At 64.6% G+C, this 23934-nt stretch carries 20 protein-coding genes; 6 read left to right on the top strand and 14 right to left on the bottom strand.

Translation table 11 applies throughout. The features are described from left to right. Window positions 1-103 precede the first annotated feature (103 nt). Window positions 104-721, top strand: coding sequence for a cytochrome c oxidase subunit 3 (locus tag WAN02_RS04415; protein WP_422262960.1), 618 nt, complete (start codon window positions 104-106; stop codon window positions 719-721). A gap of 2 nt (window positions 722-723) precedes the next feature. After that, window positions 724-1002 carry a cytochrome C oxidase subunit IV family protein gene (locus tag WAN02_RS04410; protein ID WP_422262961.1) on the top strand — a complete coding sequence of 93 codons (279 nt, stop codon included), beginning with the start codon at window positions 724-726 and terminating at the stop codon, window positions 1000-1002. A 230-nt stretch (window positions 1003-1232) separates the two neighbouring features. Here the strand turns inward: WAN02_RS04410 and WAN02_RS04405 are convergent, their stop codons facing one another. Genes WAN02_RS04405 through WAN02_RS04395 form a run of 3 tightly spaced genes read right to left on the bottom strand, consistent with a single transcriptional unit; the run spans window position 1233 to window position 4548 of the window. Next, window positions 1233-2465: a CaiB/BaiF CoA transferase family protein gene (locus WAN02_RS04405; RefSeq protein WP_422262959.1), complete on the bottom strand. Its 1233-nt coding sequence runs from the start codon at window positions 2463-2465 to the stop codon at window positions 1233-1235. 40 nt (window positions 2466-2505) lie between these two features. Continuing rightward, a complete protein-coding gene (locus tag WAN02_RS04400) occupies window positions 2506-3345 on the bottom strand; it encodes a mycofactocin-coupled SDR family oxidoreductase (protein WP_422262958.1) in 840 nt (279 codons plus the stop codon). A 45-nt stretch (window positions 3346-3390) separates the two neighbouring features. Next, window positions 3391-4548 carry an amidohydrolase family protein gene (locus tag WAN02_RS04395; protein ID WP_422262957.1) on the bottom strand — a complete coding sequence of 386 codons (1158 nt, stop codon included), beginning with the start codon at window positions 4546-4548 and terminating at the stop codon, window positions 3391-3393. Window positions 4549-4710: 162 nt separating this feature from the next. Here WAN02_RS04395 and WAN02_RS04390 point away from each other — a divergent pair, with 162 nt between their 5' ends. Beyond that, on the top strand, window positions 4711-6201 hold the full coding sequence (locus tag WAN02_RS04390) for an aldehyde dehydrogenase family protein (protein ID WP_422262956.1): 1491 nt from the start codon (window positions 4711-4713) through the stop codon (window positions 6199-6201). 74 nt (window positions 6202-6275) lie between these two features. After that, window positions 6276-7418, top strand: a complete 1143-nt coding sequence (locus WAN02_RS04385; RefSeq protein ID WP_422262955.1) for an adenylate cyclase regulatory domain-containing protein — start codon at window positions 6276-6278, stop codon at window positions 7416-7418. Window positions 7419-7436: 18 nt separating this feature from the next. Here the strand turns inward: WAN02_RS04385 and WAN02_RS04380 are convergent, their stop codons facing one another. Continuing rightward, on the bottom strand, window positions 7437-8513 hold the full coding sequence (locus WAN02_RS04380) for a dihydrodipicolinate reductase (protein WP_422262954.1): 1077 nt from the start codon (window positions 8511-8513) through the stop codon (window positions 7437-7439). Between the two features lie 264 nt (window positions 8514-8777). On the opposite strand from WAN02_RS04380, the gene WAN02_RS04375 reads away from it, so the two are divergent. Next, a complete protein-coding gene (locus WAN02_RS04375; RefSeq protein ID WP_422262953.1) occupies window positions 8778-9572 on the top strand; it encodes a FadR/GntR family transcriptional regulator in 795 nt (264 codons plus the stop codon). Between the two features lie 6 nt (window positions 9573-9578). Here WAN02_RS04375 and WAN02_RS04370 read toward each other — a convergent pair whose 3' ends face one another. The 9 genes from WAN02_RS04370 to WAN02_RS04330 all read right to left on the bottom strand — a co-directional run bounded on the left by WAN02_RS04370 (window position 9579) and on the right by WAN02_RS04330 (window position 20361). After that, window positions 9579-10421 carry a mycofactocin-coupled SDR family oxidoreductase gene (locus tag WAN02_RS04370; RefSeq protein ID WP_422262952.1) on the bottom strand — a complete coding sequence of 281 codons (843 nt, stop codon included), beginning with the start codon at window positions 10419-10421 and terminating at the stop codon, window positions 9579-9581. Further along, on the bottom strand, window positions 10405-11160 hold the full coding sequence (locus WAN02_RS04365) for an alpha/beta fold hydrolase (protein ID WP_422262951.1): 756 nt from the start codon (window positions 11158-11160) through the stop codon (window positions 10405-10407). The genes WAN02_RS04370 and WAN02_RS04365 overlap by 17 nt, the downstream gene beginning before the upstream one ends. Then, window positions 11157-12164: an NAD(P)H-dependent flavin oxidoreductase gene (locus tag WAN02_RS04360; RefSeq protein ID WP_422262950.1), complete on the bottom strand. Its 1008-nt coding sequence runs from the start codon at window positions 12162-12164 to the stop codon at window positions 11157-11159. Before WAN02_RS04360 ends, WAN02_RS04365 begins: the two co-directional genes overlap by 4 nt. A gap of 40 nt (window positions 12165-12204) precedes the next feature. Further along, window positions 12205-13347: an acyl-CoA dehydrogenase family protein gene (locus WAN02_RS04355; RefSeq protein WP_422262949.1), complete on the bottom strand. Its 1143-nt coding sequence runs from the start codon at window positions 13345-13347 to the stop codon at window positions 12205-12207. Window positions 13348-13477: 130 nt separating this feature from the next. Continuing rightward, the gene (locus tag WAN02_RS04350) at window positions 13478-14332 is read right to left on the bottom strand and encodes an SMP-30/gluconolactonase/LRE family protein (RefSeq protein ID WP_422262948.1); all 855 of its coding nucleotides are present in this window, start codon (window positions 14330-14332) and stop codon (window positions 13478-13480) included. A gap of 56 nt (window positions 14333-14388) precedes the next feature. Further along, complete coding sequence (locus WAN02_RS04345; RefSeq protein WP_422262947.1) at window positions 14389-15600, bottom strand: cytochrome P450; 1212 nt, start codon at window positions 15598-15600, stop codon at window positions 14389-14391. A gap of 222 nt (window positions 15601-15822) precedes the next feature. Next, entirely contained in the window at window positions 15823-16647 is an 825-nt protein-coding gene (locus WAN02_RS04340; RefSeq protein ID WP_422262946.1) for an SDR family NAD(P)-dependent oxidoreductase, read from the bottom strand. A gap of 153 nt (window positions 16648-16800) precedes the next feature. Beyond that, window positions 16801-17727 carry a DUF7065 domain-containing protein gene (locus WAN02_RS04335; protein ID WP_422262945.1) on the bottom strand — a complete coding sequence of 309 codons (927 nt, stop codon included), beginning with the start codon at window positions 17725-17727 and terminating at the stop codon, window positions 16801-16803. Between the two features lie 63 nt (window positions 17728-17790). Beyond that, window positions 17791-20361, bottom strand: a complete 2571-nt coding sequence (locus tag WAN02_RS04330; RefSeq protein ID WP_422262944.1) for a PEP/pyruvate-binding domain-containing protein — start codon at window positions 20359-20361, stop codon at window positions 17791-17793. 119 nt (window positions 20362-20480) lie between these two features. Between WAN02_RS04330 and WAN02_RS04325 the strand changes: the two genes are divergently transcribed. Then, window positions 20481-21152, top strand: coding sequence for a TetR/AcrR family transcriptional regulator (locus WAN02_RS04325; RefSeq protein ID WP_422262943.1), 672 nt, complete (start codon window positions 20481-20483; stop codon window positions 21150-21152). A gap of 24 nt (window positions 21153-21176) precedes the next feature. On the opposite strand, the gene WAN02_RS04320 is transcribed toward WAN02_RS04325, so the two are convergent. After that, window positions 21177-23934, bottom strand: a 2758-nt coding sequence (locus WAN02_RS04320; protein ID WP_422262942.1) for a protein kinase domain-containing protein, incomplete at its 5' end; no start/stop codon positions are given.

Here is a 23934-nt window from a genome sequence, read left to right as displayed (position 1 = left end):
CGCATGTGCTTACGAAAGCAATCCGCCGCCAAGCACAGCAGGAGCAGGACCAAACAAACGAGCTCTCCGTCGATGTTCGGCTACCGGCAATGGGCATTGATCGATGACCGTAGACAGCTTGCGCGCCTCCTCCACCGACACCGGCCGGCCCGGGTGTCCGCGGCCCGGCCACATTCCTGGCGAAGTAGGAATCTGGTTCTTCGTCCTCACCGACATGTTGCTGGAGTTCTCGACAATCTTCGGCCTGTTTCTGGTCAAGCGAGCCGCCGATCCGGCTGCGTTCGCACAATCCCGCGCCACGCTCAGTGCACCTCTGGGCCTGGTGAACACTCTGCTCCTGCTGACCAGCTCCATGTTCGTCGCCCTTGCGGTTCAGGCACTACGCTGCGGCGAACGTGACAGGGCTGCAAGGCTATTCGTCTGGGCTCGCAGTCTCGGGCTTGGCTTCGTCGTGGTGAAGATCGTCGAGTACGCGTTGAAGGTGTCAGCGGGACTGACGCCGATGACCAACTCCTTCTACATGTACTATTTCGCCGCGACCGGCCTGCACCTGATCCATGTCCTGATCGGACTCGTCTACCTCACCTACGTAGTGAACGGCGCACGCAGCCCTTTGCCGCGCCCCAACGAACTTCGATCAGCCGAGATCGCGGCCACCTTCTGGCACATGGTCGATCTTGTGTGGGTCATCCTTTTCCCACTCCTTTACCTGGTGCCGTGAACATGCTGACAAATCTCAAGAACCCGACAGTGCAGGTCTGGCTGGCACTTGTCGTCGCCACATTGATCAGCTGGTCGATCGGCGTGGAGCACGGCTTCGCGCGCGGCACCGGCCCGAACCTTGGTATGGCTGTCGTCCTGGTGATCGCATTCGTCAAGGCCCGATTCATCGGCAGCTTCTTCATGGAACTTCGCACGGCACCCCTGCCATTGCGCCTGGCGTTCACCGGATGGGTCGTCGGCGTCGGCGCCACGGTGACCGGGATGTACCTCTTCGCTTAAGTCAGGCTATCGCCGCTCCCACAAGATCGCGATCAGCGTCGGGATATCGCGACTATCTCGATGACCCGGCGGCGGTCCGTGCGGGTTGGGTGCGGCGACCTGCAGAGGTACCGATTCGAATCGCCAACGGGGAAGAGCGAATCGGCGGCACAAACGGCTCGATTCTGCACGATCAACTCCGGTCACCGACGACAGCACGCGACCGGCTGCGCCCCGCCCTGCATTGTCAATCAGGTGATCGCGCCCGCGATCTTCAGCTCGATCAGCTCCTCTTCGGAGAAACCCAACTCACGAATGACGTCGTCGGTGTGCTCGGCGAACTGAGGCGCGCGGCGCAGTTGCGTCGGAATCTCGTCGAACTGCACCGGATTGTTGACGAGTTCGCGTTCCTTGCCGTCGGCATCGGTGACGGTGGTGATATAGCCGTTGACGCGCAAGCTGGTGTCCTGGCTGACTTCCCACGGATCTTGCACCGCGGCCCACTGCCCCCGCATGTTGTTGAGCGCCGCGCGCCAGTGCCCGAAATCGTGCTCGGCGATGATCTCGGCGACGATCTCCGCCGCCTCGGCAGCATTGGCCATGATCGAGTCCGCGTCGGTGAATCGCGGATCACTGGCCAGCTCCGGTCGCCCGACGGCCGTGCAGAACTCGGGCCAGTACTTGCCTGGTTGCAACATGGTGAGCATCAGCCAGCGGTCGTCGCAGGTTTTGTACGTTCCACTCAACGGGTTGCGCGCCGAGCCATGACGGGGCTGCACAGACTCGGGCGGTGGTCCGCCCACCAGCATCGCGAGGTTGACCGCGAACTGCATGGCCCACGCGCCCACCGCAAGCAGCGATACATCGACCACCGAAGTCTGCCCAGTGGTCGCTCGCGCGTACAGCGCGGCGGCGATGCCGCCGGCGATCGTCACGCCACCGATGTTGTCGCCGAAGGCACCCGTCGGCATGTGCGGCATCTGGTCGGCGCCGGGTTCGGTCACACCATCGCCCGTCCCGCCCCTCGCCCAGAATGCCGTCGAGTCGTAGCCACCCTTATCGCGCTCGGGACCTCGCTGACCAAAGCCGCTGCCGCGCACATAGATAATGTCGGGGTTCAAGGCGCGAATGCTGCGGCAATCGATACCAAGCTTCGCCTGTGCCTGCGGTAGGTAGTTGGTCAGAAAGACGTCCGATCGTTGGACGAGCTTCGCAAGTACCGGCCCGGCCTCTGGACGGTCCAACGCGATCCCGACGCTGCGCTTTCCCCTATTAGGTCCCTCCATCACCGGGAAAAATGAGCAGCCAGACACCCCGCCATCGAGTCCCATCACGCTGACCAGGCCACGCTGGGCGTCGCCATACTCGGCGTGCTCGACCTTGATCACCTCGGCGCCCCAGTCGGCGAGCACCGCGGCTGCCGACGGCACGAAGGTGTACTGCGCGACCTCGAGGACTCGGACGCCACTCATCGGCAGATGCATTCACGTTTCCCTTCTCGAGCTGATGAGCCGCCTCACCGCGTCACAGGTGCCTGATCATCGGGCCGGTGTCGACCCGAAGCTGCATGCCCGTGATGTATCGGGATTCATCGGAGGCCAGGAACACCACGGCGTTGCTGAAGTCGATGGGTTGGATGTACGGAATTGTCATCGCCTGCGTGGCCGAGCAACCGATCTCGGCATCTTCGCGGCTCGGACACCCGGGGCCGAACAACGAATACATCGCCTCGGTGTGCAGCAGATCCGTGCCGCAATTGGTGGGGTGAACGGCGTTGACTCTGATGCAGCGCGGTGCCATCGCCAGCGACGTTTCGCGGACGAATTGCGCAAGCGTGCGTTTCGCAAGGGAACAGCCACGGCCGCGGGGGCCGCTGGCCGGCCCACCGTTTGCGCCGGGGATGAACGCGGCAACAGAGTCGGTCGCGATGATGGAAGCGCCGTCCGCAAGATGCGGGTACGCCGCCGCGACCGTGTTGAAGACCCTAGCGAGCAGTGTGTTCACGGTCGTGAGGTAGGTGTCGAGCGGGTAATCCCCGAGTACGGCGATGCCCGCGTCGGCGACCACGACATCGAGATGGCCGAGTTCTGCGACGCCGTCGTCGACCACGCGTTGGACTGCCTGCCTGTCGGCGACGTCAGCGACCCGTGCAATGATGCGCCGGTCCAGCTTCTCCACGAAGGCCACCGTCTCCTCGAGGTCGTCGCTGGTGGCCATGGCATAGGGGACGTGCGGCAGCTCCGCGCAGATGTCGAGGCCGATGATGTCGGCGCCCTCCTCGGCGAGCCGGATCGCGTGCGAACGTCCCTGTCCGCGCGCGATCCCGGTGATGAAGGCGACTTTGCCCTCCAACCGACCACCCATGACGCTCTTCCTTTCCGACAGATCGCGAACTCGACAGGCGGCGCGTCAGGCGTCCAGGTGCATCAATGTGCGGGCATTGGTCTCGACGATCATCCGGCACTCCTTGTCGGGAACCTTGGCGAGGTTCTCGGCGATGCGTTTGCGGCTATTGGGCCAGTTCGAGTCGGAGTGCGGGTAATCGACCTCGATGAGGATGTTCTCCACACCGATCGCATAGCGGTTGTCCACGCCATGGACGTCGTCGATGAAACATCCCCAGAAGTGTTTCTTGATCAACTCCGACGGCCGGTCGTTTTTGTTGATGTCCTGGTACCAGCGATGCCGCTCCCAGGTGTAGTCCATGCGCTCCATCAGATACGGCAACCAGCCGATGCCGCCCTCGGACAGCATCACCTTCAATTTGGGGTGCCGCTGCAGCAGGCCGGAGAACACGATGTCGGACAACGACCACATGAGGTTGGTGGAAAACACGCTGATTGCCACGGCGAAGGGCGCGTTTGGATCGACAACATCGTTGTCCATGAACGAGAAGCCGGGGACGAAGCTGCCCGAACCGAAGTGCAGGCACACGGGCATCTCGGTGTCCTCGAAGGCCTGCCAGACCGGCTCCCAGTGGGTCGGATGGTGAAACGACGGCAGCCCGAGCGGGATGGGAGCGTCGGGAAACGACACCGCCTTGGAGCCGATATCCCGGGCGCGGCGCACCTCGTCGGCAGCCAGCTGCGGGTCCCACGTCGGCAGGATCGCCAGCGGTATGAGCCGGCCCGGTGCGGCCGCGGCCCACTCGCCGACCTGGAAGTCATTCCACGCCTTGACGCACTCCAGCGCGAGGTCCTTGTCCTTGGCGCGCTGAAAGACCCCGCCGGCGAATCCGGGAAAGGACGGGAAACACAATGCCGCGTGCACGCCATCGATGTCCATGTCCTTCACCCGCTCGGCGGCGTCGTAGCAGCCGGGGATCATGTCGTCGTAGCGGACCGGCTCCATCCCGTAGTCGTGCGGGTCTTTGCCGGCCACCGCGTTCAGACCGATCTGCGGGTATCGGTCCCCTTCGTACTGCCACACGTGGTGGCCTTGCTCGTCCTCGATGATCTTGGGTCCGAGTTCCCTGTGGTGCGCCTGCAGCCGGTCCTGCCACAGGTTGGGCTGCTCAACGAGGTGATCGTCCACCGAGATGATTTTCATGTCGGGCTGCAGTGGCATGCCGTCTCCTCACCGTCGTGCCTGCCCGTTTAAAGATATAACTAAATATACCCTTTACGGAAGCGTGGAAGACAAGTTTGCCGCCCATCTACCCGTCGCGGGCTAGGTGATATAGATTACTGATAGCACGAATATTGCGCGACACGGTGGTGGAGGATCGGCATGGGCCACGAGTACAACTACCGGCTATTCATCGACGGTGAGTGGACTGAGGGAACTGGGGCCGAGGCCCTTCCCGTCATCAACCCCGCGACCGAAGACGAGATCGGACGTGTCCCCCAAGGGACCGTCCAAGACGTCCGGGCGGCGGTCCGTGCTGCGCGGGTTGCGTTCGATGAAGGTCCGTGGGGCAGATCGACACCGAAAGAGCGCGCCCTGACGCTCGGGCGAATGGCCGATATCATCGAGCGGCGTTTCGACGAACTGGTCGAACTGAACATCGCCGAAGCGGGCAGCACTCGCATGCTGGCGAGCGCCCTGCAGATCGGCGCGCCGCTGGAGGCGATGCGCGACTTCGCCGATCGCGTTCTGCCCCAGTACCGATTCGACGCGCCGATGATGCCCTACATCGGCGCCAACGGGCTGGCCGGAATCGGGCAAGGCGTGATCCAGCGCGAAGCCATCGGCGTCGCCGCCCTGATCACCCCTTACAATTTCCCGTTCTTTCTCAACGTCTTCAAGGTCGCCCCGGCACTCGCCGCCGGCTGCACCGCCGTATTGAAGCCGTCGCCGGACACCCCGCTCGAGGCGCTGATCCTCGGTGAAATCGCCGAGGAGGCGGGACTGCCACCCGGTGTACTGAACATCGTCACCGGTGACGCCGACGCCAGCGCCGAGCTGACCCGGCACCCGGATATCGATCTGGTCAGCTTCACCGGCTCGGATGTGGTCGGGCGCGCGGTGCACCAGCAGGCCGGCAACACACTCAAACGCGTGGTCCTCGAACTCGGCGGCAAGTCGGCCAACCTGATTCTCGAGGACGCCGACATCGACAAGGCGCTACCGGGCATCGTCATGAACTTCACCATGCACGCGGGACAAGGCTGCGCTTTGCTCACCCGCACCCTGGTGCATCGTTCGTTGATCGACGAGGTCGCCGCGGCGCTCAAGGGCGCCCTCGACCAGATCACCGTGGGCAATCCCGCTGACGAGGCAGTGTCCATGGGTCCCCTGATCAGCGCGCGCCACCGCGAACGGGTCGAGGGCCTGATCCGCGGCGGCGTCGACGAGGGAGGGCAGATCGCCTACGGCGGCGGCAGGCCCGCCGGGCTGGACAAGGGCTACTTCGTTGAACCGACCCTGTTCGTTGGCGTCGACAATTCGATGGCGATCTGCCGCCAGGAGGTGTTCGGCCCCGTCGGCGTGCTGCTGCCTTTTGACAGTGACGATGAAGCGGTCGCGATCGCCAACGACAGCGACTTCGGTCTCGGCGGAGGTGTGTGGTCGGCAGATCCGGTGCGCGCCTACAACATTGCGCGTCGGATGCGGACCGGCAATGTCATGATCAACACCACCGCAGGCGGCGGCGGCCTGAGTCCGTGGGCGCCGTTCGGCGGCTACAAACACAGCGGCCTGGGCCGTGAGTGGGGCGCCGCCGGCATGGAGGAGTACTTGGAAACCAAGTCGATCACGTGGTCGGCGGGCAACCCCTAAGGCAGCGGCCGCCCGCCGTTGAGCAGCCGCGGTTCCCCGACCAGCTGCGGCCGCCGACGTGAGAAAGTTAGGCCGTGACGGCTGACGACGCGGAGCAAACCCCGGACACCTCGGCATCCGCTCTGGTCAGCGCGGGCCACCTGGACGGGCTCGAAGGCAACGAACGCCGCGAGCGGGCAGAGCTGATCGAGTGGCTGCTCGACCGTGGCTTCACCGCCGACCAGATTCAGCACTCACTGGTGCCGATGCTGCTGCCTGCCAACCGGGTGCTTGGTGACGACGGCGTCTACGTCTCGGAGCGCGAGGTCGCCGAGTCGACCGGGATCGATCTGGAGGTACTGCAGCGGTTGGAGCGGGCAGCGGGCCTTCCCAAAATTGACGATCCCGATGCGGCAGTGTTGCCACGTGCTGACGCGCTGGCCGCCGGCCGTGCCAAGGTCTTCCTCGACATGGGAATGGACGTCGCAGACGTAGTAGACATTGTCAGGGTGCTGAGCATGGGGCTTAGCCGTACTGCGGCGATGATGCGCCAACCGGCCTTCGGGCTGACCGCACAGCCTGGCGCCACCGAGCGTGAATTTGCTGAGGTCGCCGAAACGTTGGCGCGGGCGTCCGTCCCGGCGATCGGCCCGTTGGTCGAGGGTCTGTTGTTGCGGCAGCTTCGGCACATGTTCGAAGAGCAACGAATCAGCGCCACCGAACGTGCGGCCGGCAAGCTCCCCGGCGCTCGCCACGTCGCCGTCGCCTTCGCCGATCTCGCGGGCTTCACCCGTTTGGGCGAGACACTGCCCCCAGAGGATCTGGTGCGCCTGGCGAGAAGACTCGGCGAACTGGCTCTTGAGATCGTGGAGCCGCCCGTGTGGTTCATCAAGACCATCGGGGATGCGGTCATGCTCGTATCCGCCGACACCATCCGGCTGATCGACGCAGTGCTTGAACTCGTCAACGTCGCGAACACCAACGGGTTGCCCCAGCTGCGGGCGGGCGTGGCCGACGGGCTCGCCGTTAGCCGCGCCGGCGACTGGTTCGGCAGCCCGGTCAACGTGGCGAGCCGCGTCACCGCTCTTGCGCAACCAGGGACGGTTCTGGTGACCGAGTCGGCCCACGGGGCCGGTCATGCCGACAACGGCTTGACGTGGTCGCCAATTGGCGCACACCGCCTGCGCGGAGTGCCCGAGCCGGTTCGGCTCTTCTGCGTCAGCCGTCCCGCCGGCTAAGCCAGGGAGCTGCCGCGGTCATCTGGACGCCGCATAGCCGCTGATCATGGCCAGGTCCAAGATCGTCCGGCAACCCGGTGGGGCATCGACGAGCACCGGGACCATGTTGATGGCCCGCGCGGAATTGAGCTGTGAGTTAGCCAGCGCGTGAGGGATGCCTTCCGGCCAGGTCAGGGTGGCGACCAAGGGCGGCGACGCGTCGATCTCGACGGTCCACGCGGGCGCGTTGTCGTCGGTGCGCCATCCCTCGCCGAGGCCGAAAACGGCAGTCTGCTCGTTGACGATCGTGAGGAAGACCTCGCCACCCGAGCGGGCTTCCCAGGTCCACCGCACGCCACCGAGCGTTCCCTTCTCGATGGTGTATCCGCTGCCGGGCAGGGTGACGGTGCGCGGCGCCGGGCGGGTTTCCTTACGGACCGTCCGCAGACCGTCGAACGGAATTCCGATGGCCCGCGCCACCGTCTGGGACGACATCGCCATCAACCATTCCCACATGCCGTCGACTTCGTGATTTTCCGCGGCCTCCACCGGGAGCCCCAGGCCGAGGCCGGCTACCAGCTGGTGCGCGGACGGGTAGTGCGCCACATGGTTGCGCTGAACTGCCTTGATGTGCCGGACCTCGCCGGTGAAGCCGGTCAGGAAGATCGGAAGGGCGTCGCTGATCAGCCCCGGTATGTTGCCGGCCGCCGCGAATGTGGAGCCACCGATGCGGCATGCCCGCTCGAGCAACTCTTGTTCGGGCTGGCCGGCCACGTCGTGGCCACCCAGCGCGGTGTAGACGTTGACGCCCGCGGCCAGGAGCTTGGCGATCAGCGTGGGCTCGTAGCCCTGCCGGTGCCAGATCGCGGCGTCGGGCTGCAGGGCGATGATCTCGTCGAGATCACGCGTCGCGCTGATACCGATCGGGCCGATCCCGACCAGTTCGCCGGCATCCTTGCCGTCTTTGTCCGCCGAGTGCACCAGCACGCCGACCAGGGTCATGTCAGGGTGATCCAGGATGCGTCGCACGCACTCGGTTCCGACGCCGCCGGTAAAGCACTGAACGACTCGGATGGGCGTGGACCGCTTACCCACCTTGTATGTCGGCGCACCCACGGGCATAACAGACCTCTTTACTGCGGCTGCGCCGCCGTGCCTGGATAGCGGTCGGCGATCGTCCTCCTCCAGAAGGCAACGCGCCGATCTAGATTAATGATAGATCTAATTTAGCAACACGACCGCGCGTGGCCGAGACTGGCGTCACGCTCGCAAGACAACAACCGGCTCAGCGTGGACTAATGGCATAATCAGTGAATTAAGGTAACTGGAGGAACCATTTAAGGTTCGGCCGGCGCGAGGACGCGAGAGAGAGGCAGACCCATGGTCACCCGAGTTCGATCGCCGATCACCGGCCAGGTGCATCCGCAGAAGACGGCTGCCTTGATCGCAGCGAAGATCCGCCGGCAGATCGTGCGGCGTGAGCTGCTACCCGGCATGACCCTGCCAACCGAGCCCGATCTCCTCGCTGAGCTCGGGGTGTCGCGGCCGACGTTGCGTGAGGCGTTCCGGATTCTCGAGACAGAGGCCTTGATCTCGGTGCGCCGCGGAGTCGGCGGCGGCGCATTGGTGCTGACGCCTGATGTCAGTGTCAGCGCTCGGCACGTGGGTCTGTTGCTGCAGATCGACGGCGCCACGATCGCCGACGTATACGAGGCGCGAACCGCGCTCGAGCCGATTTGCGCGGGCATGATGGCGGCGCGCAACGATCCCGAGGACCTACGTCGGCTCAACCAATGCATCGACGACGTCGCCGCGCTGCTCGACGAAAGTCCCGACAACGTGCCAAATGCCGACGCATGGTCGCAAACCACGTATGAGTTCCATGAGCTCGTTCTCAAGGGCAGCGGGAACAAAACCCTTGCGCTGCAGGGCGGCCTGCTGCAGGAAGTCGTCGCCATGCACTACGCCGCTACCGTACCGACCAAGTTCGCAAAAAATGTCAAGCCGCAACGGTTTCGGCGTGTTCTACTGTCGTTCCGCAAGCTTGCAACCCTGGTCGCGGCGGGCGACAGCGAAGGCGCCCAAAAGCATTGGACCCAACACATGCAGACCGCGGCTACCACGCTGCTGGGCGACGACTTGAAGAACAGGAAGATCGTCGAGCTGTTCAACTGACGGTTGTCACCACCGGACCGTCATGCCCGCGTCCACCGGGATGGAAGTCCCGGTGATGTACTGAGCCTGATCCGAGGCCAGAAAAGCCACCAGGTCGCTGACCGTCTCCGGTTGAATCCAGGGCACCGGTATTACGTTGAGCCGCTGGGCGATCCGCGCGTAGGCCTCCTGGGTTTGCGCCTCTCGTGGTTGGCCAGGAAGAAACAATTCCAACGTGGCCTCGTTCTGGGTCATCGGCGACTCCACCGTCGTGGGATGGATCGTATTAACTCGGATTCGGTGTGTCCCCATCTCGAGCGCCAGCACCTTCATCAGGCCGACGAGCCCGTGCTTGGCGGCCGCGTAATGCGCCGCGTTCGGGATACCGCGCAAGCCCGCGGCCGAGCTGACGATGATCACCGAACCACCGCCACCACCGGCAACCATGTGAGCGATCGATGCCCGGATAGTGCGCCACACACCGCTGAGATTGACCGCGATCATTTCGTCCCACTGATCCTCGGTCATCTGGTCGGCGGCCGCATACGACGCAAAACCGGCGTTGGCAACCACGATGTCCAGGCGACCGAAGCGCCCGACCCCCGCGTCGACCGATGCGCGCAGCCCCGCCAAATCGCGAACGTCGGCAATATGGGCCTCGATGCGCCGGCCGGTGGCTTCCACTGCGGCGACCGTCGCAGCGAGGTCTTCCTTGCTGGCCATCGGGTAAGCGGCGGTGTCCACCGGTGCACACGAATCGACAGCGATGATGTCGGCACCCTCACGAGCCAGCCGCACCGCATGGCTACGCCCCTGACCGCGGGCAGCGCCGGTGATAAACGCGACCTTGCCCTCAAGAGTCCCGGCCATGGCTTCCTCTTTCTGTCGACAACAACGACCGTCGGCGCGCCGTGGGGCCCGAAGCGACGGTGTCAAGTGCGGCCGCCAACTCGTCGGGGCAACTGAGCATCGGCGCGTGACCCGAGTCGAGTTCGATCGCGTCGACACCCAGCAGATCGCGGCTCGCCCGCCGCGAGTAGTCAGGGCTCAGCGACCGATCAAACTTGCCCACGATGTAGGTGGACGGCGTCGACGGCCAAGTATCGATGGGTGACACTTCCTTCCAAATGCCCTGCGCGGACGGCCGCATACGAACCCAGGCCGCACGGGCAACAGCTTCGTCGCAGTCCTGATAGTAGAACTCGCGCGCGGTCAGCCACGGTACGAGCATGCTGCCCGCCGCGTCGAATTCGAGCCGATCGCGCCTCAGGGTGATCGCCGTCGGTGGGTCTCCCAGGCAGTCTCGGTGTCGGCGGCCAGGCAGCGGCACCACCGCGCACAAGAACACCATCCGTTCAACCCGTCGCATCGTAGCGATGACCGGCAAGGCCAGGCCCGCCATGGAATGCCCGACCACCACGACTTCCGAGGAACTCGCGCCGTCAACACAGCGACAAGCCGCGCCGGCCCACTCCTGGACTCCCGCAGCGGGATCGTCCATGGGAATCATCGGGCAAACGACCGTGTGTCCACGTGCCTGCAGCCGGGGCACGAGGCGCTCCCACGCCCAACTGCCGTGCGCCCCACCATGCAGCAGCAGATACATCATCGGATAAGTCCAATCGGCAAATCAGCGCTCGGCTGGATCATGTCGCTCAGCCGTCCGGTGATGAGTTCGTCGGCCTCGGCGACGATGCGTGAGACCAACTCGGCGACGGTCGGGATGTCGTCGATCAGACCCATCGCGGTACCGACGCTCCAGACACCGGCTTCGAGGTCGCCGTTCTCGAAGACGGTGCGCCCGCGGACGCCCGCAACGAGGTCTCTGATGTCTTCGAATTGTCCACCGCGATCAAGGATTTCAACGACTTCGCGAGACACGGTGTTGCTGGCCACCCGCGCGGTGTTGTGCAGCGTACGGAAGATCAGCTCGGTGCCCCGCTCATCGGCGGCCACGATCGCTTCCTTGACGTTCTGATGAATGCACGACTCCACCGTGCACATGAACCGGGTGCCCATGTTGATGCCATCGGCGCCCAAAGCCAACGCGGCCACCAGGCCACGCGCATCGGCGAAACCGCCAGAGGCGATCATCGGGATAGCGATCTTGGCCGCGGCCGCCGGGATCAGCACCAAACCCGGAATGTCGTCCTCACCGGGATGGCCCGCGCACTCGAAGCCGTCGATGCTTATGCCGTCCACGCCCAGGGTCTCGGCCTTGACCGCGTGGCGCACCGAGGTGCACTTGTGCAGCACCTTAATTCCGTTGTCGTGAAACATCGGCAGGTGCGGCGCCGGGTTGGACCCGGCAGTCTCGACGATCGTGACGCCGGCATCCACGATCACCTGGCGATACTCGTCATACGGCGGTGGGTTGATCGTCGGCAGGATCGTCAGGTTCACCCCGAACGGCTTGTCCGTGAGGTCACGCGTCTTGGCGATCTCGTTGGCCAGATCGGCCGGGGTGGGCTGGGTCAGCGCCGTGAGGAACCCCAGCGCACCTGCATTGGCCACCGCCGCAACCAATTCCGCGCGGCCCACCCACTGCATCCCACCCTGCACGATGGGGTGCTCGACCCCGAACACGTCCGTGAACTTAGTCGCCAGCGTCATCGCGCACGTTCCCCCACTGCCCCGCCGGTCGACGCAGCGCTCACAAGCCCAGACTCCGGCCGATGATGTCCTTCATGATCTCAGTGGTTCCACCCGTAATGGTTGTCACGCGAGTGTCGACATAGTCCCGCGCGACGCGGTACTCGTTCATGTAGCCGTAGCCCCCGTGCAGTTGCAGGCATGAATCGATGACTTTCTTGGCGAGTTCGGTACACCACCACTTGGCTTTGGCAGCCTCGACCGCGGTGAGCTCCTTGTCCACCACCGCCTGCACGCAGCGATCGACATAGCACTCGGCGATGTCCAGTTCGGTATCCAGCTCGGCCAGCACGAACCGGTTGTGCTGGAAGGACCCGATTGGTTGACCGAATGCGGTGCGGTCCTTGGCGTATTGCACGGTCTGACGCCATGTCTCCCGCGCCCCGGCCACACCGCGCACCGCGATGGACAGTCGCTCGGAGGGAAGATTGTGCATCAGGTGATAGAAGCCTCTGTCGACCTCGCCCAGCACATTCGCCGCGGGTACCCGCACGTTGTCAAAGTGCAGCTCGGCGGTGTCTTGGCTGTGCTGGCCCATTTTGTCGAGCTTGCGTCCGCGGGTGAAGCCGTCCATACCGCGCTCCACGACCAGCAGCGAGAAGCCTTTGTGCCCGGCGCCGGGGTTAGTGCGTGCCACCACGACCACCAGGTCGGCGTTGATCCCGGAGGAGATGAATGTCTTGTTGCCGTTGAGGATCCAGTCGTTGCCGTCGCGGACCGCCGAGGTGCGGATCCCCGCCAGGTCACTACCGGCGCCGGGTTCGCTCATCGCGACCGCGCCGATGAGCTCGCCCGTGACGAAGCCGGGGAGCCAGCGCTGCTGCTGTTCCTCGGTGGCGAGTGACTTCAGGTACGGACCGACGATGTCGTTCTGCAGGTTCAGTGCCGGTGCCCCTGACCCGAACTTGGCGAGCTCCTCGATGATCACCGCGTTGAACCTGAAGTCGTCGGAGCCTCCGCCGCCGTACTTCTCGGGCATGTTGAAGCCGATCAGTCCGTACTTACCCGCGGCCAGATACGCCGAGCGATCGACGATGCGTTCTTGCTCCCACTTCTCGGCATTGGGTGCGACCTCGCGTTCGATATAGAGCTTTGTCGTCTCGCGCAACTGATCGTGTTCGGGCTCGAAGACCAATCGCCTCATCTGGCAAACCTCTCGCTTACTCGGGTCGGGCAGCGCGCAGCTCAGCCGCCGCCGGATTAGTAGCCACGCCCAATACGATCTATAATTATACTATTAATTCCGGCGCAGTCCGCAACTGGTGAGCCCGATGTCAGATGGCCGCGGCCAGCGGGGCGGCACCGGCGACGTCGATGTCGCTGACGAGCAAGCAGCCGGTGAGGGCGGCGTCGGTCGTGTTGTCCTCGGTCGTGACGTAGACGGTTCGGTCGACGCGGCCGAAGCAGACGCTGGTCACCCGTCGCGCCGGCACTGTTATAACCCGCAGCAGCTCGCCGGTAAGCGCGAAGCATGCGATGCACCCGCCACCGTAGAACGCGATCCACACGTTGCCATCGGCGTCGAGGGCGAGCCCGTCCGGGACACCGTCGACGGAGGCGGTACTAAACCTGGTATGAGCGGTGCCGTCGGCACGAACGCTGTTGATCACCCGGCGTGCCGAATCAGCCTGTAGCACAGCTCCATTGGTGTACACCGCGCCGTTGGCGGTTTCGACCTCGGCGAGCAAGCGCACCGCATGTCCGGGCGCGTCGAGGCGTAACAGCTCGCCGCGGCCGAACAGCTCGTCGTCGCCCCGCACGTGCCCAGCCGGGGTGCGCACCGTGCCGATGTACAGCTCGCCCGATACTCCCACCGCAAAGTCGTTGAACGAAGTGATCAGTCCCGGTGCCGTGGCGACGTCGGTGGGGGCTAGGAGCAGGCGGTCCGGGCCGGCACCGACGTGGCGCACGTCGCGTCCGCTGATCACCAGGCCGCCATCGCGGTGCAGCGCCATCCCACCCACCCCACGGCGTCTGGGTACCACCACCGTGGGTTCGTCCGCGCCCGGTGCCAGCCGGTACACCCCACCACCGGTGATGTCGCTGAAGTAGATCGAACCGTCGTCGCCGGCGGTGGGAGCTTCCAGGATCCCAAAGCCGCTGGCCAGCATCGACCAGGCCTCTGTCACGACGCGGGACACCTCCAGATCGGCGCCGGATTCCTCGGCGACCGCGAAAATGGCTCCTAGGCAGCGCCGACAGGCCAGGTAAGCGGCAAGTTGTTCAGGCCATACACACCGCTGTGGTGTTCCAGGATGGTTTGGCCGGCCGCCAGCGAGTAGTGCGGTATGCGACGATGCCATTCCTGCAGCCCGACGATGAGTTCGACCCGTGCGAGGTGCGAGCCAAGGCAACGGTGCGGGCCGGCCCCGAATGAGATATGGCGGACGCGTCCGCGGTCGAAGTCGATCGTCGACGGATCTTGATACTGCTGCGGGTCACGACCGGCAGCGGCCAGCGGGAAGAGCACCATCTCGCCCTGCTTCAACGGGCATCCGCGAAACACGGTGTCCTCGGTCACCCGCCGGCCACACTGCACGATCCCGTACACGCGAAGAAACTCCTCCACCGCCGAGGGGATCACCGCGGGGTCATCGACAATGCGTTGGCGCAGGCCGGCGTCGGTGGCCAGGGTGTACATGGTGAAGGACAGCTGAGCCGCGACCGTGTCGAGTCCGGCCACGAAGATCAGCGTGCACAACGACAACAGGTCGGCATCGGTGATCGGGGCGCCGTCAATCTCCCATCGCACTGCCGAGCTGATGATGTCGGTCTTGCCGGTGTCGTCCTTGCGGGCTTCGGCGATAACCCCGGCAAAATATTGCGCCACTTCGCCCATGGCTTGCGCGGCGCGCTCCCGTTTGGGGTCTGTTTCGTCATTGCCGTGCAGGATGGTGTACTCCCAGGCGAGGAACTTGTCGAGCTCGCTGAGCGGTAATCCCATCATGCGCAAGAAGATTGCCGTCGGGAACTTGCGGGCGAACTGGGACATGAAGTCGCAGTGCCCCTCGTCGGCGAGCTCGTCGATCAAGATCGTGGCCTGTGTGCGGATATCGTCTTCCATCGCGGCGGCGCGGGCCGGCGTGAACATGGGAGCCAGCAGCCGGCGCCATTGGGTGTGCTCGGGCGGGTCGAGCATTTCCGGGATCCACCGATACTCCGGATTGGGGGTAATCGGCTCGATGGCATGGCTCGAGAACAGATCGGTACGCTGCATGCCCTCCGCGATCGCCTCTTGCTCGGTGAAGACGTGATAGCCCGCGGCGTCAGTCGTATAGAAAACAGGCTCCCGGTCCTCACGGTCGAACTGTCGAAAGCCCGTCATCGGCGGGTGGTCGCCCGACGCCCACGCGTAATGACCGACCGGGCACCCTCGGGTGCGTTCGGGTGCCGTCATCGATATCTCCTCTTGTATGGGAACAGCCTGGTGTCACTGTCGCGCAGCCGAAGCGAAACCGGTAGACCATCCGCGCCGGACCGGCGCATACGATTCGCCCGCCAGGTCACCTGTCGAACCGTTTTGTACGCATGTCGCGGTTTCTTCTCCGTCCGACGGATAATTCGATATATATCATACCGAATAGTAAGTGGTCTACGCCACACCTATGGCTGCTACCGGTCAGTCGGAGCGGACGACCGCGGTGCTCGCCTGTTCCTTCAAGCCGATCAGTGCGACGTCTTGCAAGCGGCTCGGCAGGTTCCGCAGCCCGATGACGGCGGCCAGCCGACGAGGTACGGCGACATATTGGGCTTGCTGGTGTACAGCATCCGCGACCGCTCGGGCGGCGTCGGCCGCCGTGATCATCGGCAGGATCTTGCTGCGGGCCAACCGCGCAGAGACCGCGGCGATGATCGGCGACTGCCGCGCCTGCTCCATCATGTGCGTTCCAGCGACCTCGCCGAAGGTAACCAGAGTTGCTCCGACCGGGGAGCGGTCGCGCTGAAGCTCGCGCTGCAACACGGCGGTGTAATGGTGCAGTGCGGCTTTGCTTGCGCAATAGATGGCCATGTCCGGAACCGCGCTCACACCCGCCAACGACGAGACGTTGACGATATGCCCGTGACCGCGGTTGACCATGCCCGGGAGAACTTGACGGACCAACTCCATCGGCGCGATCGAGTTCACCGTCATCAGTAGCCGGGCGTCGCCGGGATCATATTCGCCGGCACCACGAACCAACGCCAGCGCGGCGTTGTTCACCAGGATGTCAACGGGGCCGTGCTCGGCCTCCACCCGGCCGATGGCATCAGCGACAGCACAGTCGTCGGCGAGATCGAGGCTGAACCAGTTGCCGTTGATCGACTCGGCGACGGCGCTCAGCCGCCCGGCGTCGCGGCCCAGCACCGTGACCGCCGCACCCCGCCTGGAAAACTCCTTCGCTATGTCGACACCAATGCCGTGTGACCCACCGGTCACCAAGGCATGCCGACTCTTAATCTGCATGCAGCCGTCACCGTCCGCGTTCCGAGCGCGCCATGGGCGCCGCCTCAACGATTCCCAATATTCGATATATAATCGACTTGTTTCTATGGTTTGTCTAGACGGTTGTCAGTGAGGCGGCCCGGTAGACCGCTGCGTGGTGACACGGGTAACGTGTTAGTGGATGTGCCGAATCTGACCGTATTCCGATAGACCGCAGGCTGTTTCGCTGCGCTCGTCGGTCCAGTCCACGATCTCGTCGAATGCGCTGAAGGCCGGGCCGTGTCGCTCGGGAAGGCCGATTGGGCACCAGCCGTCCCAGATGCGCTCTCCGCGGTTTAACGTCAGCGATGTCCCGTCCGCGAGGTCGACGATGATGCGCTGGGCGAATCCGGCGCGGTTCTTCACCAGATGAGCATCCGTCACATGGGTCACCTGACCGTCGCGTACGACGCCACCTCCGGTGATCTGCGACCCGTCGGGGTGCAGCTGTTTGATGAAGCCCACCGCGTAGTCGTGGTAGGTGGTCCAGAGGAAGAAGTACTCGGCGAACTGTTGCGAGTCGTCCCGGTATCCCCAGGTTCGGGTGCGAAATCCGACCGCGTCGATATCGTGACGGTCTCCGTCGAGAGTCAGGGTCCCGGTCAGCCGCAAGCCGTGCTCGAAATGCTGGAGCGGCTCGTTGTCGCCGAGGGCCGGAAGAGAACCGCCGGGCCCGAAGTCGATGATCTCGAATAGCGGTGTGATCGTCAGCATGCCGGTAAGCCGGTCATGGTGGTATTCAACGTGACCTTTGAGATCGAATTCCGCTGATGCGCTGGAGAAGTGCGCTGCCTGTGGCGGTAAAGGTTCGATGATGTCGATGGTCTTGGAGCCCAAGGAGAGATTCGCCTGAACTTTGGTGGTGTCGTGATTGGGCGACGAGTTCCAGTGCAGGAACCCGTAGGCCTGGTTTTTGGTGTCCCAGAACGCGATGTAAATATGGTCTTTCCACGGGGGGCTGCCCGCTGCAATGGTTTCCAGGGCGGGGTGGCTCATTGGGCCCCACACCGGGTCGCGTCGGTATTCAGCGGCCTGCACGGGTGTGATGTCGGTGGTGGTCATGTTGATCCTTCCTGCTTCGGGCCGACTGGGATACGGCCGGATAGGGCTGAGATGCGCAGCGGTTCAGGCGGACTCGACGGCATGCTTGAGCACTTCGATTGAGCCGGTGGTGCCGTTGACCCGGATCAGGTCACCGGTCTTGAGTGTCTTGCTGGCGTTGCCGGTGTTGACCACACACGGCAGGCTCAGCTCGCGCGCGACGATGGCGGTGTGGCTCATGACTCCGCCGATATCGGCGACCAGCCCCGACGACAGGTACATCAGGGTGGCCCAACTGGGATCGGTATCGCGGGCCACCAGAATCTCCCCGTCCTCGACGCGGGCCTGGTCGGGCCGCGTCACCACACGCGCGCGCCCCTCGACGACGCCGGGGCTGGCGCCGGTTCCGATGATCGTGTCCGACATCGCAACGGGCGCGATCACTGTCGGTGGCGGCTCGCCGCAGAAGACCGGCGGAATCTCCATGCCCTGGTAGGCGGCCCGTTCGGCGCGCCGGGTGGAAATGAGCGCAGACATGGCACCGAATGAACCGGAACGGATTTCGGGAAGCGTCAGATAGAAAACGTCCTCGGCGTCGGCCAGCACGCCGGTATGCGCAAGGTGTTCACCGAGTCTGCGGGCGGCGGCGCGTACGACGTCGAGCACCTGCACAAAGGAACCCTTGGCGACGCCCCGCAATGGCACGAACGTGCGTGCCAGGCGCAGAAGTAGGCGCCCCAATGGCCGACGGGCAGCCGAAAGTCTGGCTAAGAACTGGCGCTCGAGATCGGCGCGCCGGGCCATGCGTGCGGCTTCGGCGCGCCCGGGGTCGGCATCGTCTTCTCGCGCCGCATAGCTGGCAATGAGGTCGCGGACCGGCGTCGGGTCCTCCCGCCAACTGCGGGCCGACAATTCACCTTCCTGCCACGCGTGAAAACCGTGCCGAGACAGAAACGTGTCGTAGTCGAGCCTGCCTCGGCCAACGGCCCACATGTCGGCCACCGCGGCGATCTCGTCGTGCCCCCCGTAACCTGCCATCAGCTCCTCCCCCGATACCCCGACGGACTCGGCGAGCCGCAACAGCCGATCGGTAATCGGTTGGCAGACAACCATTGTCAGCAGGGTTTGGGTCGACAGGCACCGACGGTGCAACTCGATCGCCTGATCGAGCAGCACGCGCGTTCTGGACTCGCCGACGGTGGTGAGCTCTTCGAGCGTCGTGGCACGGAACGCCTCCGCGTCGTCGCGATCGGCAGCCACCATCGACTGAACCCGCAGCATCGGTTGCACCGCTTTCACCGCGACGCGCGGGTAGTAGCGTCGCCGACTGCGCGCTACATATCCACGAGGACGCGCCGAAAAGATCTGCTCGGCCATCGCGACGGGATCGATACCGGGCACCCGCTCGGACCATTCACACACCAAGCTCACGCTCAGCGCTGCTCTCCCGTAGAAGATGCCTAGTAGCCAATCCTCTTGCCGGTCAGGAAGTTCCAGTTCCCGGCTCGACAGCGCCCCGATGGCGTGGAAGGCCGATCGCATCGCGATTTCGCCCGCCACCGACCACACCGACCATCCCAGCGGTGTGGGAACCCCGGGCACCGATTCGCCGACGTTGGTGGTGGTCCAGGTCGTGTCAGGGCGGGTATGACCATGCAACCCGGAAGTGGCAGCGCTCGCGGGGGACGCGCGGTTAGACCAGACCGTTTCCGGTCGGGCCTGCAGCAACCGCGCGGTGCGGCCTCCGTCGGCATCGACGTCGATCGCCCACTCGAGATCTTGGGCCCGGTTCTGGATGTCTTCCATGCGAATCGCCACGCGTGCCAGTTCGATCGCTTCGGCGTCTGAGATCGCCGGTCTGACGCCCTCGGCCTCGGTGAGCGTGACGAGCCCAACCTCGTAGTGCGGACCCGTACACAGATAGGCGCTGCGCTGGATCTGTTCCTCGCGGCGGGTGACGGTCAGGGATTTCTTGTCGATCCAGATACTGTCGGATTCGACGTCGCCTTTGACCACGCCTTCACCCAAGCCGTGCGCGGCCGAGATGAACACGGTTCGCCGATCGCCGGTGACCGGGTCCAGGGTCATCATCACGCCGGCGGCTGCTGCGTCAACCATCCGCTGAACCACAACCGCCATCGCCAGATCGTCACTCCCGATTCCGACGCGACGCCGGTAGGCGATGGCCTGCGAGGTGAACAGGCTGCTCCAACACCGCACGACGTGGGCAATGACCGCATCGACACCGCGGATCCCGAGATAGGTGTCCTGTTGTCCTGCAAACGATGCGTCGGGGAGGTCTTCGGTTGTCGCGCTGGACCGCACGGCGACAACGGACTCACCGGATGGATCGAGTTGGAGGTAGGCGTCGCGGATCGCCGCGGCAACATGGGCAGGAATGTCGACAGTCTCGATCAGTGTGCGCAGCGTTGCCGACGTCTGTGCGTCGTTGTGCGCGGCATCGGCGGCGATCGCGGCGCCGATGGCGTCCCGCACGGTGCCGATCGTGGCGTTGTACGCGGCAGTTGTTACCGCAAAACCATCCGGGACCGGCAGGTTCTGGCTGAGCAACGCACCGAGACCGACCGCTTTGCCGCCCACGGTGTCGCTGAGTTCGGGGGTGCAGGCGGCGAGCGGGAGGACAAGATGTGGCATCGGCACTCCTCGGCGTTGTTCGTGACACATGATGGCATACTTATGTACGGGTGTACAGTCGACGTACATCCGTACGGGCGAGTGAGCGCAGTGTTCGGGCAGATCGGACGGAGAACGCCATGGGCGAACCAACCTCCCGGGTCGCACGTCGCCGGGTTCAGCGGATCATCACCGAAGACGAGATTCTGGACGCGGCCGTGGCCCTCGTTGATGCCGAGGGGTTGGCGACGCTGAGCATGCGGCGCCTCGCCGAGGCCACCGGCGTCGCGCCCATGACGATCTACGGATTCGTTGCCAGCAAGGACGATCTGGTCGCCCGCCTCGGGGCGCACGTCCTGCGGGAGCTTCCGACGCCCCTGCCGGAGGACCGACCCTGGACGGAACGCATCGTCCATGAGATGACCGTGCTGCGCACGGCACTGCAAAAGCACCACGGACTCCTCGAGTTGCTGTCGGTTGGCAACGATGCCGCGCCGGTACTCGATGAGTTGCGAGAGCGCCTGATCGGCATTCTGCGTTCGGCGGGCCTCGACGATCGCACGATGGTCGAGGGGTTGGGTAGCCTGGTTGCCCTGACTCTGGGGTTCGCCGTGGGTGGGCGGGCACGGCACGCCGGCGCGAATGGCGACATCTACAAACGGCTGCAATCCCTTCCCGCGCAGCGCTTCCCGAATCTAAGGAGCGTGGCCTCGCACTACTCTGAGCACTGGTCTGACCGGGCATTCAGCTACGGGCTCGAATCGGTGCTTGCCACCCTGGAGGCGGCGGCCGCGACTGATCCCGCGCACTGACCGGCAACCGTGGCGGAGTGCAACTCACCCGCCAAGTGCACAGGTAACCGCCTCGTCGAAGTCGAGTGATCGGCCTTTCTGACGGGCGGTCTCGAATCCCTCTTCGCCTAACGCTTCCCGAGCGTGGCGTTCACAATCACGGTGGTGCCCGAGTAGGGCGGGAAATACCACTGTGGAACCGGTTCCCGCCGCAAGGCCCAACGACTCAGCGGCCGCCATCAGCGTGACGGCCAACTGGGGGTTGTGTCTGACACCGGCGATCCAGGCCAACCCCTCCAGGCATGTCGCGGCATTGCGCGGATCGTTGAGGCGATGCGTCAACCGCAGGGATTCGCTCAATGCCTTTGCCGCACGGTCGATTTCGCCATGACGCAACTGGACGATCCCCGCCGTCCACATCACCCATGATCGGTACACCGACTCACCGCGCGATTCCGCGAACTCCAGCGCTCGTTCGACCCAACGGGCGGCCTCTTGGGTTTCACCGCGGAATTCGTGTGCCCACCCGAGGAGGCACATCGCCAGAAGCCGCACCATCGGATCGTCGCCGGCATCGAGGCCGGCCTTCAAACATGTGCAGGCGTGGTCGAATTTGTCGGTTACCAGCGACTTGAATCCGTCGGCAATAGCGAATAGACCACGCGCCACCGGGTCTGTCATCTGTTCGACCAGCGCGCCCATCGCGGTAACGCGAGCCGCCTCAGCCGACGTGTCACCCTGAAGCCCGCTGATCGCTGCGGCGCCATACAGCGCCATCACCCGTTCCCGGCTCGGTTCGGCCACGGCAGCGGCCAGCGCACGGTCCAACCAACGACGTGCTTCGCTGAGCATTCCACGCGCAGTCCACACCGGATGGATGGCAGCGGCGATCTCGACCGCGGTCTCCGGGGAGTGCTGCAGGCCAAACTCCAGTGCCTCGCGCAGGTTTGGCATCTCCCGTCCGACGCGCTCGATCCAGTCGATCTGCCGCGGACCGAACCATTCGGTCGCGGTCTTACTTGCGAGCCTTCGGTACCAGTCCAGATGCCGTCGCCGCAGATGCACGTATTCGTCGGTTTGTTGGATTTGTTCCCTGCCGAAATCACGGAGTGTGTCGAGTAACCGGAAGCCCACCGCTCCCCGCGTTTCCGTCCGGTTCAAAATCGATTTGTCGACCAGGGATGACAGCAGATCGAGGAACTCGTCCGCGGACCATTCCCCGCCGCAAATGTCTTCCGCCGCCTCGAGTTCAAAGCTTCCAGCGAAGACCGACAGTCGGCTCCACAGTTGTTGTTCGTCTGGACCACACAGGTCGTAGCTCCAGCCGACGCTCCAGCGCAGCGTCTGCTGCCGGTTCGGCGCCCCTCGGCTTCCACGCGTCAACAATGCGTACCGGTCCGATAGCCTGTCGGAAATTTGTTCGAGTGACATGACACGCAGTCGTGCGGCCGCGAGCTCGATTGCCAACGGCAATCCGTCCAGCTGGTGACAGATGCGGGCCACCCTCGCCTTGTTCTCGTCGGTGAGCGTGAATCCGGGCACCGCCGACGCCGCCCGCTGGGTGAACAACGTCGCCGCGTCGTGTTGAGGCACTCCACCCAGCGTCGGCACGGAGTCGGCATCCGGCACCGCGAGCGGCGACAGCCGCAGCTCTGACTCCCCATCGACCCCCAGGCGCTCACGACTGGTGGTGGTGATCCGCAGGTCCGGGCACCCCCGCAGTAGGGCACTCGTCAGCTGCGCGGCTGCCTCGACGACTTGCTCACAGTTGTCCAGCACCAGCAGCAGGTTGCGCGGGCTCAGGAAATCAATCAGCTTTTCCAGCAATGGTCGGGCTGAGTCGTCCCGCAAGCCCAAGCCGGCAGCCACGACGTCGACCAACAGCGATCCGTCGTGTAGCTCATCCAACTCGATCAGCCAGACGCCGTCCGCGAAATCCTGCCGCAGCTCGCCGGCCACCCGGAGCGCCAACCTGGTCTTGCCCACTCCGCCCAATCCCGTCAACGTCACCAGGCGCGACGTTGACAGCAGCTTTTTCAGCTCGGTCAGTTCTGCTAGCCGACCGATAAAGCTGGTCAGCTCAACGGGAAGGTTGCCCCGCAACGAGCGGACCCCTGCGACGTGTCGCTGCTCGGCTGCGTCGACGGCGTCGCCTCGCAGCGCCATCTCGTCGACACAAAGACCGTGGCTCGCCTGAACCCTCCGCAGCTCCTCACCCAGTTCGATGGCTGTCGGGCGACCGTTCGGATCGCGAGACATTGCCTTCTCGATCACCGACGAGACGTCTTCGGGGATGCCCGACTCGCGCAGGTCCGGTGCCGATTCGGTGGCAATCCGCAAAAACTGCGCCACGACCTGCTCACCGCTGCGGCGTTCGTAGGCCGCGTGGCCGGTGAGGGCGCAGAACAGGGTGGCGCCGAGACCATAGACGTCCGACGCCTCGGTCGGTGGATCACCGCCGAGGATCTCGGGCGCGGTGAATGCGGGCGAGCCGGTGAAGGTGCCGGTGGCGGTCTTGAAGGCACCGGAGATGTGCGCAATTCCAAAATCGCTCAACGCCGGCTCGCCGTACTCGGTAGACAAAATGTTTCCGGGTTTGACGTCTCGGTGCAGTATTTCGAGCCGATGTGCGGTTGCCAGCGCGCCAGCCATCTTCACCCCGAGCCGCAGGACCTCGTCCAAAGCCAGCGGCCCGAGCCGACGAATCCGTGCTTCCAACGACCCCTCTCGGTGGTACTGCATGACGAGATACGGATAGCCGCTTTCGGTTTCGCCGACGTGAAGCACGCCGACAATGTTGGGG

Origin of the sequence: Mycobacterium sp. (genome assembly GCF_049281135.1) — a bacterium.
Taxonomy (GTDB): Bacteria; Actinomycetota; Actinomycetes; order Mycobacteriales; family Mycobacteriaceae; genus Mycobacterium.
Note: the sequence above shows the minus strand (reverse complement) of the source record. Positions and strands in the feature narration are given on the sequence as shown.

Bases quoted from the DNA above. Each gene is read 5' to 3' on its own strand.
- WAN02_RS04415 (WP_422262960.1), top strand. From the start codon at position 104: ATGACCGTAGACAGCTTGCGCGCCTCCTCCACCGACACCGGCCGGCCC.
- WAN02_RS04410 (WP_422262961.1), top strand. From the start codon at position 724: ATGCTGACAAATCTCAAGAACCCGACAGTGCAGGTCTGGCTGGCACTT.
- WAN02_RS04405 (WP_422262959.1), bottom strand. From the start codon at position 2,465: ATGCATCTGCCGATGAGTGGCGTCCGAGTCCTCGAGGTCGCGCAGTAC.
- WAN02_RS04400 (WP_422262958.1), bottom strand. From the start codon at position 3,345: ATGGGTGGTCGGTTGGAGGGCAAAGTCGCCTTCATCACCGGGATCGCG.
- WAN02_RS04395 (WP_422262957.1), bottom strand. From the start codon at position 4,548: ATGCCACTGCAGCCCGACATGAAAATCATCTCGGTGGACGATCACCTC.
- WAN02_RS04390 (WP_422262956.1), top strand. From the start codon at position 4,711: ATGGGCCACGAGTACAACTACCGGCTATTCATCGACGGTGAGTGGACT.
- WAN02_RS04375 (WP_422262953.1), top strand. From the start codon at position 8,778: ATGGTCACCCGAGTTCGATCGCCGATCACCGGCCAGGTGCATCCGCAG.
- WAN02_RS04370 (WP_422262952.1), bottom strand. From the start codon at position 10,421: ATGGCCGGGACTCTTGAGGGCAAGGTCGCGTTTATCACCGGCGCTGCC.
- WAN02_RS04365 (WP_422262951.1), bottom strand. From the start codon at position 11,160: ATGATGTATCTGCTGCTGCATGGTGGGGCGCACGGCAGTTGGGCGTGG.
- WAN02_RS04360 (WP_422262950.1), bottom strand. From the start codon at position 12,164: ATGACGCTGGCGACTAAGTTCACGGACGTGTTCGGGGTCGAGCACCCC.
- WAN02_RS04355 (WP_422262949.1), bottom strand. From the start codon at position 13,347: ATGAGGCGATTGGTCTTCGAGCCCGAACACGATCAGTTGCGCGAGACG.
- WAN02_RS04345 (WP_422262947.1), bottom strand. From the start codon at position 15,600: ATGACGGCACCCGAACGCACCCGAGGGTGCCCGGTCGGTCATTACGCG.
- WAN02_RS04340 (WP_422262946.1), bottom strand. From the start codon at position 16,647: ATGCAGATTAAGAGTCGGCATGCCTTGGTGACCGGTGGGTCACACGGC.
- WAN02_RS04335 (WP_422262945.1), bottom strand. From the start codon at position 17,727: ATGACCACCACCGACATCACACCCGTGCAGGCCGCTGAATACCGACGC.
- WAN02_RS04330 (WP_422262944.1), bottom strand. From the start codon at position 20,361: ATGCCACATCTTGTCCTCCCGCTCGCCGCCTGCACCCCCGAACTCAGC.
- WAN02_RS04325 (WP_422262943.1), top strand. From the start codon at position 20,481: ATGGGCGAACCAACCTCCCGGGTCGCACGTCGCCGGGTTCAGCGGATC.